Source organism: Streptomyces mexicanus, assembly GCF_902506575.1.
GTDB lineage: Bacteria > Actinomycetota > Actinomycetes > Streptomycetales > Streptomycetaceae > Streptomyces > Streptomyces mexicanus.
In genome coordinates, this window is record NZ_LR732692.1 from 1 (window position 1) to 10,497 (window position 10,497).

Below are 10,497 nucleotides of genomic sequence, written 5' to 3' on the forward strand. Positions count from 1 at the left end.
CCTGGTCGACCGCGCAGTTCCAGCCGGAGCCGCGCAGCGTCAGCTTCAGCTTGTGGCTCCGCTTGTTCAGCGCCCGCCTCGTGGAGGGCGGGGGCGGGCAGGGCTGAACGGTCACCGGCCGGCGGCGCGGGCCACCGCGAGCGCCTGTTCGGCGTACCCGCGACCGAACAGCACGGCGTGCACCAGCAGGGGGAACAGCTGGTGCAGCCCGATCCGTTCGGTCCAGCCGTCGGCCAGGGGCGCGACCTCCTGGTAACCGGCCAGCACCCGTTCCAGGTACGGGCAGCCGAAGAGGTGGAGCATGGCCAGGTCGGTCTCCCGGTGACCGCCGTGCGCGGCCGGATCGATGAGCCGGACCTGTCCGTCCGCACCCCACAGGACATTTCCGTTCCACAGGTCGCCGTGCAGCCGCGCGGGCGGTTCGGCGGGTCCGGCCAGCTCCGGCAGCCGGTCCAGGACGCCTTCGACCGCGGCGGCCTCGGCGGCGCGCAGGGTGCCGGCGTCGACCGCGCGGCGCAGATAGGGCAGCACCCGGTGCTCGGCGTACCAGCGCGGCCAGTCGGAACCGGGGGCGTTGCGCATCGGAGCGAGCCCGATGTACGCCCCCTCGGGGCCGCCCGGGGGCGGCGCCCCGAACGCGGGTGCCCCGGCGGCGTGCAGCGCGGCGAGGTCCCGGCCGAACCGGACCGCGGCCTGCTCGGAGGGCCGGCCGGCGGGCACGCGCTCGGTGACCAGCCAGCGTCCGTCGTGCCCGTGGACGGCGGGGATCCGGACCGTGCCGGCGGCGGCCAGCCAGCGCAGCCCCGCCGCCTCCGCGCGCAGGGCGTCCGGCTGGTCGCCGTGCTTGACCATCACCGTGCGGCCGTCGTCCAGCGACACCTCGGTGAGCGTCGCGGAGAGCGGGCGCCACGAGGCCGCGGTGCGCCCGGTGAAACGGGAGGCCGCGGCGTCCGGAGTGCCGGGGGCGCCCCGGGCGTCCGGGGTGTCGGAAGATCCCAGGGCCTTCCCCTCCGCTGCCCCCGGGGCGGCCTCCGGGGCCCCCGAGGTCTTCGTGGTCTCCGGGGCGCCGTCCGGCGGGCCCGCCGTCACGACGGCAGGTGCTCGCGGACCCAGGCGAGCAGGCCGGGCACCGCGGCCTCGATCATGGCCAGCACCTCGTCGAACCCCTCCGGACCACCGTAGTACGGGTCGGGCACGTCGAGATCGCCGGTCGCCTCCGGGTCGAAGGAGCGCAGCATCCGTACCCGGGACGGGTCGTCGACGAGGCGGCGCAGCGCCTTCTCGTGGCCGCGGTCCATGGCCAGGAACAGGTCGGCGTCCAGGTGTTCGGCGCCGACCTGCGCGGCGACGTGCTCCACCGGGTAGCCGTGCCGGGCCAGCACCTCGCCGGCCCGTTCGTCGATGGCCTCCCCGACGTGCCAGGGACCGATCCCGGCACTGGTGACCCGCACCGACCCGTCCAGCCCCGCCCGGCGCAGGTGCTCGGCGAAGACCAGAGCCGCGGACGGCGACCGGCAGATGTTCCCGCTGCAGACGAAACAGATGTGCACGGGCTCCAGAGTACGGGGATGCGCGGTGTGCCACGCACCGACGGTGCCCCGGCCGCGGACGCGCACCGAGGGGGCGGGCCGGTACGAGGGCAGGAGGAGGCGGGTGCGGCGAAGGGAGGCGTGCGCCCCGCCCTCCCCGGGATCAGCAGCCGGCTGGATCGGCCCGGTCGACTCAACCGGCCCGGTCGGCCGCCACGGTCCGATCGGCTTCACCGGCTCGATCGGCACCACCGGCCGGACCCCTCGTCGCCGTCTCCCGGTACGCCGCCCAGGCCCGCTCCCGCAGATCCGCACAGCACAGGACGTCCACGGCGGTGCACGCCAGCGCCTCCGTGACCGCCCGCAGCACCTCGCGGGCGCGGGCGGAGGCCGAAGCCTCGGCGAACTCGGGCGTGTGGTCGGAGCCGTTCTCGTCCATGATGGCGACGAACGGATGGATGGCCGGCAGCCGGGTGCTGACGTTGCCGATGTCCGAGGAGCCGAGGTACACGCCGGGAACGGGCGGTGTCAGGGTGATGCCCGCGCGGGCCAGGTGCGCGGCGAAGCGGCCGGAGAGGACCTCGCTGTCACGGAAGTGCTCGTAGCGGACGGTGGCCCGCTCCACGGTGACCCGGGTGCCGGTCGCCTGGGCCACGCCCTCGGCGCAGGTGCGCAGTTGCCCGCTCAGGTCGTCCAGCGCGGCGGTGGTCGCCGCCCGCAGACCGAAGAGTCCCTCTGCGAACTCGGGCACGATGTTCGTCGCCGTGCCGCCGTGCGTGACGATGCCCTGGATGTGCGAGGCTTCGGGCAGCCGACGACTCAGCGCGTGCAGCACGTTGAACAGTTCGACCAGCGCCGCCAGCGCGTCGATCCCCTCGGTGGGGTTGCCGGTGGGATGGGCGGCCCGGCCGTGGAAGCCGATGCGGTACTGCTCCTGCGCGGTCAGCGGCGCCCAGGTCCAGTCGTAGACGCCCGGATGGAACATCAGCGCGGCGTCGACGTCGTCGAACACCCCGGCTTCCACCTCCAGTGCCTTGCCGCCACCGCCTTCCTCGGCGGGCGTGCCCACGGCCAGTACCGACCCGTCGAGTTCGTCGCGGACCGCGTGGACGGCCAGTGCGGCGCCCAGCCCCGCGGCCGCGATCAGATTGTGCCCGCAGGCGTGCCCCAGCCCGGGCAGCGCGTCGTACTCCAGCAGCAGGGCCACCGTCGGCCGCCCCCGGCCCGAACGGGCCGTGAACGCGGTCGGCAGGCCGGCCACCTCCCGTCGCACCTCGAGCCCCGCGCGCTGCAGTTCACCTGTCAGCAGGGCCGCCGCACGGTGCTCGGCGAACGCGTACTCGGGGTCCGCGTGCAGCGCCGCCGCGACGTCCCACACGGACTCGGCACGGTCGGCGACCGCCTCGCGGACGCGGGCGTGGACGGCGTCGGATGTCCGGGACACGCAACCTCCTGGGAACCGGGTGGACATGGGGCAGTCCGGTGCGCGCCGGGCGCGCGCACCCGGGCCGGGTTCCACCGAGCGGGTGCCCGACACCACCGGCCGGGTTTGGAACGCCGGCCGGGTGCAACACGTTCGGTGGACCCGACGGCCCGCGACCGCTCCGGAAGGGTCACCACGTCGGCCCGTGCCCGCCGCGTGTCCGCGGGCCGTCGCACCCGAGACCTGGAGGAGCGAGGAACGATGGATCACTCATGCGTACCCGTGCTGGAGGCCCTGCAGGAGTTCCGGCGCCGCGGCGACGTCGCGTACGGTCCGCCGGGACACAAGCAGGGACGCGGCACGGATCCCCGCGTGGCGGAGATCCTCGGCATGGACGTCTTCCGCTCCGACGTGCTCTCCCTGAACGGACTGGACGACCGGCGCCAGTCGCAGGGCGTGCTCAGCCAGGCCCAGGAGCTGATGGCCGACGCGGTCGGCGCGGACCAGGCGTTCTTCTCGACCTGCGGCAGCTCCCTGTCGGTGAAGACCGCGATGCTCGCGGTGGCGGGTCCGGGGGAGAAGCTGCTGCTGTCGCGCAACGCCCACAAGTCGGTGATCTCCGCGGTGGTCATCAACGGCGTGGAACCGATCTGGGTGCACCCCAAGTTCGACGCCGGCCGCCACCTGGCCCATCCGCCCGAGCCCGACGACGTGCGGCGACGGCTCCAGGAGCACCCGGACGCCAAGGGCATGCTGCTGATCACGCCCACCGACTGGGGCACGTGCGCGGACATCAGGGCCGTGGCGCAGGTCTGCCACGAGTACGACGTGCCGCTCATCGTCGACGAGGCGTGGGGCGCGCACCTGCCCTTCCACTCCGGCCTGCCGTCATGGGGCATGGACGCCGACGCCGACCTGGTCGTCACCAGCGTGCACAAGATGGGCGGCGCGATCGAGCAGAGTTCGGTCTTCCACCTGCAGGGCGACCGGATCGAGCCGGAGGTGCTCAAGCAGCGCGAGGATCTGCTCGGCACCACCAGCGCCTCCTCGCTGGTGTACGCCGCGCTGGACGGCTGGCGCCGCCAGATGGTGGAGCAGGGACACGAACTGCTGGACGCGGCGATTCACCGGGCCGAGCGGATCCGGGCGGCGGCCGGTGACCTGCCCGGGCTGCGGGTGATGGGCCGCGAGGTCGTCGACGAGGGACACGCCGCCGACCTGGACCCGTTGAAGATCGTCATCGACGTGCGCGAACTGGGCGTCAGCGGCATGCAGGCGGCGGAGTGGCTGCGCGCCCACTGCCATGTGGACGTGGGAGGTTCGGACACCTGCCGCATCAGTGCCTCGATCACCCATGCCGACGACGACGAGACGGAGAAACTCCTCGTCGACTCCCTGCGCTCGCTCGTCGAGGGCGCCGAGTCCATGGAGCGGCTGCCCGAGGTCCATCTCCCCGAACCGTCGGCCCTCGACCTCGAGCAGGCACTCCTTCCGCGTGACGCCTTCTTCGGCGCCGCCGAGTCGGTGCCCGCCGACCGAGCCGCCGGGCGCATCGCGGCGGAGATGATCAGCCCCTACCCGCCCGGCGTGCCCGTCGTCGCACCCGGAGAGGTGATCACCGACGAGGTGCTGGACTCCCTCCGCTCGGGCGTGGCGCACGGCTTCCTGATCCCGGACGCGGCGGACCCCACACTGGAGACGCTGCGCGTCGTGGCGCGCCGGTGACGACCACCGCCTCCACCGTCTCAGCGGTTGGCCGCGCCGATCCGTCGGCGGCGCGGTTCCGCTGACCGCCGGGGCGCCCTCGGCGGTGGCCGGCAGCTCGGCGGCGCCGCAGTCGAGGCGCACCGGGGCACACGACACGTTCAGCGCCTCCGGGCTGCGGCGCCACCGGGACCGTCTCCTCCCTCTTCCGGACCGCACGCTGGGCGACGGCTGTGACCAGACGGCCGACCTCGCGGAGCGGTAGAGGCGCCGCGGCTCTCGGCAGCGGCACCCGGCCTTCAGCGGCACCCGGCCTTCAGCGGCACCCGGCCTTCAGCCGGACCCCGGCCTTCGGCGGCGCTTGGCCCTCAGCGGCCCTCGGCGGGCGCTCCCGCGCTTCCGGCAGACGCGCCCTGGCCGGGCGCTCCCGTGGCCGCCGGCCGGGGGGCGTGCACGTGGTAGACGTGGAAGGCGCGGCCGATGACCGGCTGGGCGACGTTGCGCACCCGGACACCGCCGCCCGTCATGCCGTTCTCCGTGCCGGCGTGGGCGTGACCGTGCACGGCGGGGTCGGCGCCCGCCGTGTCGATGGCCTCGGCCAGCAGATAGCTGCCGAGGAACGGATAGATCTCCAGCGGTTCACCGGCGAGGGTGTCGGGGACGGGGGAGTAGTGGGTCAGCGCGATCCGGACGTCGCACCCCTGCTCGTCCAGCTCCTCCAGCGAGGCGCGCAGGCCGTCGGCGCAGTGGCGGGTGTGGCGGACGAAGTCCTTCATCAGCGGTTCGCCGAACTCCCCGGCGCACCGCCCCACGAAACCGCCGCCGAACCCCTTGGTCCCGGCGATGCCCACGCGCGCCCCGTCGCAGGACACGACGGTGGAGCGCCCCTCCAGTACCCGGGCGCCGGCGTCCTCCAGCACCGCGGTGACCTCCTGCGGCCGGTCGTCGTGGTGGTCGTGGTTGCCGAGCACCGCCACCACGGGCACGCCCAGACCGTCGATCTCCCGGGCCACCACCCGGGCCTCCTCCAGCGTGCCGTGCCGGGTGAGGTCCCCGGCGAGCAGCAGGACGTCGGCGCAGTCGGGCAGGGTCTCGAAGGCGGGCCGGAGGGTGCCCTGGGCCTCGGGCGCCAGGTGGATGTCTCCGACGGCTGCTATCCGGATCATGCGAGGTCCTCCGCGTGGTCGGGGGAGGAGGCGTCGGTGACGACGAGGTCGCAGTGGACCTGGTGGCCGGCCAGTTCGGCGTCGACGAGGTCGCAGATCGCGTCACGGCACTGCGGGGAGGGGACCGTTCCGGTCAGCAGCACCGCCTCGCCGCGCACCTCCAGCCGTACCCCCAACTCGCCCAGCGGCCCGCCGGCGATCCGCTCGCTCAGGTGGGCCAGGCGGTACTCCAGGTTGTCCCCGGCAGCCGGGGCGCCGGCCCGCGGCCGTTCGCCGTGCTGGTTCATGGCTGCTGCTCCTTCGGCGGGGAGATGACGTCGAGGCGTTCGAGGAGGAAGAAGAAGGCGGCGGGCATCGGCTCGTCCCCGCAGGCGCGCCGGACGCGTTCCCAGTCGACCTTCTCCCGCAGGGCGCGCGCGATGGGCAGCACGGCCCCGAAGTCGCAGTGGTGCTCGGAGAAGGCGGCGATCAGACCCCACAGCAGGTCGGTCGGTGCGAGCACGGGCATCCGTACCGACTCCACCGACAGCTCCTCGGCCCGCGAGAGCATCTCCAGACCCACGGGCTGGTGGGCCAGTTCGAAGATGATGTCGACGTCCTGACCGAAGCACTTGGCCTTGATCAGCCAGTCCTCCGGGGGCTCGTAGACGGTCAGCCCGCCTTCCCGCAGGGTCTCGGCCACCGCTTCGGAGTCCTCGCGGCGCACGCAGAAGTCGACGTCGTGCTGCAGGTTCTCGCTGCCGCCGTGCGCGTACGCGGCGACGCTGCCCGCCAGCGCGAACGGGTGCCCCTTGCGCTTGAGCAGGGTTCCGACCTGCTTGGCCGCCTCCAGGATCGCCTGGTTGCGGTCACCGGGCAGGTGCGGGGCCTGCGGCGGGGCATCGCTCACGGACCATCCCGGGTCTGCGCCCGCCGCCAGACGAAGGTCGGGGGACCCTGCCCGCCGGGCGGGAGCCGCGTCGCCTCCGCTTCCTGTCATGCTGCCCACTCCATTCGCCGGACCTGCCGGGCGCCGGGCGTCCCGCGGCCCACCCTGTGACCAGGCGGTCCGTCCGGTCCCGCGCACCCTGTCGTGCGCCGATCGGGTACCCGGCGTGGCGGTCCCGACACGGGCACGAGCCCGGGGTGCGCGGCATGGCGCGATCCGCAGGGCTTGACCGGCCCTGCCTGGGTACGCGGGTGGGGCGGTCGGACGGGGCTGGGGGAGCGAGAGGAGGCGTGCGGCGATGGCGCTGAGCGGCGTTCACTCGCTCGTTGCGCGCCCCATGCGCCCCGGTGCGGGCCGTGAGAGATTGACAGCATAAATGCCCGTTCAGTCATTTTGTTCGCTTTGAGGCAGGCGTCCGCTGCGACGCGGGCGCGGCTCGGCGGCGAGGACCGCGCGGTCGAACCCGGCTCACGAGCGGATCACCCTGCGGGCGGCCGCGGCCTCCTGCGTGGAGAGCCGGCGACCTGCTGCGCGGGGAGCGAGCGTTCCCCTGCCGGGGAAGCGAGCGGCGAACGGATTCGACCGGCAACCGGACAGCACGGGGCCGTGGCGCAGGGGCGCCGTACGGCCAGAAGCGGAGGAACGTTACTGATGAGCGAGGCCAACCCCATCAAGCAGGCAGCCCACAAGGTGGCCGACGCGCTGCAGGGCGGCGGGGGACCCGAGGAGGGCATCCCGGGCAAGCCGGCGCCCCGGTCGCCGTCCGTCGCCGAGCCGACGGACCCCAGGGATCCGCTGCCGCCGAAGCCGGACCAGACCGGCCCGGACACCGTCTCGCCCACCGGCCAGGAAACGGGCGTGGACCAGGGCCGGATGGCCCAGGGCGGGGCGTATCTGACCACCGCGCAGGGCGCCCGGCTGTACGACACCGACCACTCGCTCAAGGCCGGTCCCCGCGGGCCCGTCCTGCTGCAGGACCACCACCTGCGCGAGAAGATCATGCACTTCGACCACGAGCGCATCCCCGAGCGCGTGGTCCATGCCCGCGGCGCGGCCGCGCACGGCATCTTCACCAGCTACGGCACGGCGGCCTCCGTGACCAAGGCGGCCTTTCTCGCCAAGGACGTCGAGACACCGGTCTTCGTGCGTTTCTCCACGGTGCTGGGGTCCCGCGGGTCGGCCGACACGGTCCGCGACACCCGCGGCTTCGCGACGAAGTTCTACACCAGCGAAGGCGTCTTCGACCTGGTCGGCAACAACATCCCCGTCTTCTTCATCCAGGACGCCATCAAGTTCCCGGACATCGTGCACGCCGCCAAGCCGCACCCGGACCGGGAGATCCCGCAGGCGCAGACCGCCCACGACACCCACTGGGACTTCGTCACCCTGCACACCGAGGCCACCCACCACGTGCTGTGGAACATGTCCGACCGGGGCATCCCGCGCTCGTTCCGGACCATGGAGGGCTTCGGCGTCCACACCTTCCGCCTGGTCGACGCCGAGGGCAACACCACGCTGGTCAAGTGGCACTGGAAGCCGAAGCTGGGCGTGCACTCCCTGGTGTGGGAGGAGGCGCAGATCATCGGCGGCGTCGACCCGGACTTCCACCGCCGGGACCTGGCCGACGCCATCGAGGCCGGCGCCTACCCGGAGTGGGAACTGGGCATCCAGACCTTCCCCGACACCCCCGACCAGACCTTCGAGGGCATCGACCTGCTGGACCCGACCAACATCGTCCCCGAGGAACTGGCCCCGGTGCAGCCCGTCGGCCGGCTCGTCCTCAACCGCAACCCCTCGAACTTCTTCGCCGAGACCGAGCAGGTCGCCTTCCACCCCGGCCACCTCGTCCCCGGCATCGACATCACCGACGACCCGCTGCTCGCCGGACGGCTGTTCTCCTACCTGGACACCCAGATCACGCGCCTGGCCGGACCCAATTTCGGCCAGATCCCGATCAACCGTACGCACGCACCCGTCAACGACATGCTCCGCGACGGCTTCCACCAGTCCGCCGTGCACCGGGGCGTCGCCCCCTACCGCCCCAACTCCCTCGACGGCGGCTGCCCGTTCACCGCGACCGCGCAGAGCGGCGCGTACGTCGAGACGCCGGTACGGGTCCCGGAGGCGAGCAAGGTCCGCGAGTCCCCCGAGACCTTCAAGGACCACTTCAGCCAGCCCCGCCGGTTCTGGCTGAGCATGAGCCCGGTGGAGCGCGAGCACATCATCGGCGCCTACACCTTCGAACTCGGCAAGTGCTACGAGCAGGCCATCAAGGAGCGCGGTCTGCAGGTGCTCGCGAACATCGACCCCGAGCTGTGCGCGCAGGTCGCCAAGGGCCTCGGCCTGCCGGCTCCCGAGCCCACCGTGCCGCTGGCCGACGTCGAGCCCAGCCCGGCGCTGTCGCAGGTCGGACACACCTGGCCCACCGACGGCCGGATCATCGGCATCATCGCCGGGCCGGACGGCGACCTGGACGGGGTGCGGGCCGTACGGGAGGCGGTGCTCGCCGGGAACATGGTGCCCCTCGTCGTCGCGCCCGCCGGCGGCACCCTCGGCGACGGCGACGACGCGCTGACCGTGCAGCGCACCTACGCCACCGCGCGGTCGGTGGAGTTCGACGCCGTCCTGCTGGCCGGCACACCGGGCGTGGGCGCCGACGCCTACGGCGCCCGCGACGCCAAGTCCGGCCGGCCCTCCGGCCGGCAGGCGACCCAGGACCCGCGGGTGAACCTGCTGCTGTCCGAGGCGTTCCGGCACGGCAAGGCCATCGGCGCCTGGAAGGGCGCCGAGGCCGCGCTGGAGACGGCCGGTGTCCCCGTGGACGCGCCGGGCGTGATCGTCGGTGACAGCGGCACCGCCACGCTGGAGCAGGTCACCCGCCTGCTGGCGGCCCACCGCGTCTGGGAACGCTTCCCCAGCGAGGTCTGACCGGCACACGGTCTGACCGGCACACCGCTCACGGCCCGGGCCCCTCCGGCCGGCGCCGCCGCGTCCCGACGTCCGGCGACGCGATGGCGCGATGTGGCTGATGCCACGTCCCGGAAGAGGCCTGGGCCACACTGCCGCGCCGGGCCGGGGACTACCGTTTCGGACAGTCCCCTGTATCCGTCGTCCCCGCAGCCCGGCGGTCCGCGTCCGCGCGCGGACCGCGAGGCACGAGGACAGCTCGAACGGCCCGGCAGTGCTCGAAGACCTCTCCCCCCTCATCGCCGCGACCACCCAATGGCTGACCAGCGCCTACCCCGCCTCCGGCGGGGCGCTCGCGTCCGCCCTGTGCGAGGTGCAGGCCCGCCAGGCGGTGACGGCCGCCGCCTGGCTGCGCTACCCGACGCCCATGGACGCCGCGCTGGTCGGGATGTCGGGTCCCGGTGGATCCGCCCGGCTGGACTGGATCACCGGCGCCGACGGCGCCGATCAGGACCCGGAGGCGTACGCGTGGCGCACCTGGGTGGACGAGGTCGTGGCGAGCTGGGCGGCCTGCCTGCTCACCGAGCCCGACCTGGCCGAGCGGGCGGTGGCCACGCTCGCCGAGGGCGGCCGGCAGACCGGCGTCCCCGTCGAGTTCCGCCGCCTGCTCGCCCCGGACGAGCGCGACGGCCGCGCCGCGGCCCTGCTGCGCCACCCCGACCTGCTGGCCCCCGTGGCGTCCCTGCACCGCGCCCAGCTCGTCGACCACCTCACCCCGGACACACCTCTGGCGGCCTGAGACTCCCCCTGACGCCGCCCCTCGCCGCGCCGGACCCGCCC

The 10,497-nt window shown here is 73.8% G+C and carries 9 protein-coding genes; 3 read left to right on the forward strand and 6 right to left on the reverse strand.

The features are described 5' to 3' along the window. Nucleotides 1-111: 111 nt before the first annotated feature. From GV126_RS35295 to GV126_RS35305, 3 genes are all read right to left on the reverse strand, one after another. A complete protein-coding gene (locus tag GV126_RS35295; RefSeq protein ID WP_159675512.1) occupies nucleotides 112-999 on the reverse strand; it encodes a fructosamine kinase family protein in 888 nt (295 codons plus the stop codon). A gap of 86 nt (nucleotides 1,000-1,085) precedes the next feature. Further along, nucleotides 1,086-1,550 (reverse strand): low molecular weight protein-tyrosine-phosphatase, encoded by a 465-nt coding sequence (locus GV126_RS35300; RefSeq protein WP_159675505.1) that lies wholly within the window; start codon nucleotides 1,548-1,550, stop codon nucleotides 1,086-1,088. Nucleotides 1,551-1,722: 172 nt separating this feature from the next. Further along, nucleotides 1,723-3,000, reverse strand: a complete 1,278-nt coding sequence (locus tag GV126_RS35305) for an amidohydrolase (protein WP_159675506.1) — start codon at nucleotides 2,998-3,000, stop codon at nucleotides 1,723-1,725. A 213-nt stretch (nucleotides 3,001-3,213) separates the two neighbouring features. Here GV126_RS35305 and GV126_RS35310 point away from each other — a divergent pair, with 213 nt between their 5' ends. Beyond that, entirely contained in the window at nucleotides 3,214-4,677 is a 1,464-nt protein-coding gene (locus tag GV126_RS35310) for an aminotransferase class I/II-fold pyridoxal phosphate-dependent enzyme (protein WP_159675507.1), read from the forward strand. A gap of 347 nt (nucleotides 4,678-5,024) precedes the next feature. Here the strand turns inward: GV126_RS35310 and GV126_RS35315 are convergent, their stop codons facing one another. From GV126_RS35315 to GV126_RS35325, 3 genes are read right to left on the reverse strand one after another with little or no spacing between them, the layout of a single operon-like run. Then, complete coding sequence (locus GV126_RS35315) at nucleotides 5,025-5,822, reverse strand: metallophosphoesterase family protein (protein ID WP_159675508.1); 798 nt, start codon at nucleotides 5,820-5,822, stop codon at nucleotides 5,025-5,027. Then, the gene (locus GV126_RS35320) at nucleotides 5,819-6,109 is read right to left on the reverse strand and encodes a BON domain-containing protein (RefSeq protein ID WP_159675509.1); all 291 of its coding nucleotides are present in this window, start codon (nucleotides 6,107-6,109) and stop codon (nucleotides 5,819-5,821) included. The genes GV126_RS35315 and GV126_RS35320 overlap by 4 nt, the downstream gene beginning before the upstream one ends. After that, the gene (locus tag GV126_RS35325; protein ID WP_159675510.1) at nucleotides 6,106-6,801 is read right to left on the reverse strand and encodes a nucleotidyltransferase family protein; all 696 of its coding nucleotides are present in this window, start codon (nucleotides 6,799-6,801) and stop codon (nucleotides 6,106-6,108) included. Before GV126_RS35325 ends, GV126_RS35320 begins: the two co-directional genes overlap by 4 nt. A gap of 600 nt (nucleotides 6,802-7,401) precedes the next feature. On the opposite strand from GV126_RS35325, the gene GV126_RS35330 reads away from it, so the two are divergent. Beyond that, a complete protein-coding gene (locus GV126_RS35330; RefSeq protein WP_159675511.1) occupies nucleotides 7,402-9,678 on the forward strand; it encodes a catalase in 2,277 nt (758 codons plus the stop codon). A 253-nt stretch (nucleotides 9,679-9,931) separates the two neighbouring features. Beyond that, a complete protein-coding gene (locus tag GV126_RS35335; RefSeq protein ID WP_201299992.1) occupies nucleotides 9,932-10,456 on the forward strand; it encodes a hypothetical protein in 525 nt (174 codons plus the stop codon). The last annotated feature ends 41 nt before the right edge of the window (nucleotides 10,457-10,497 follow it).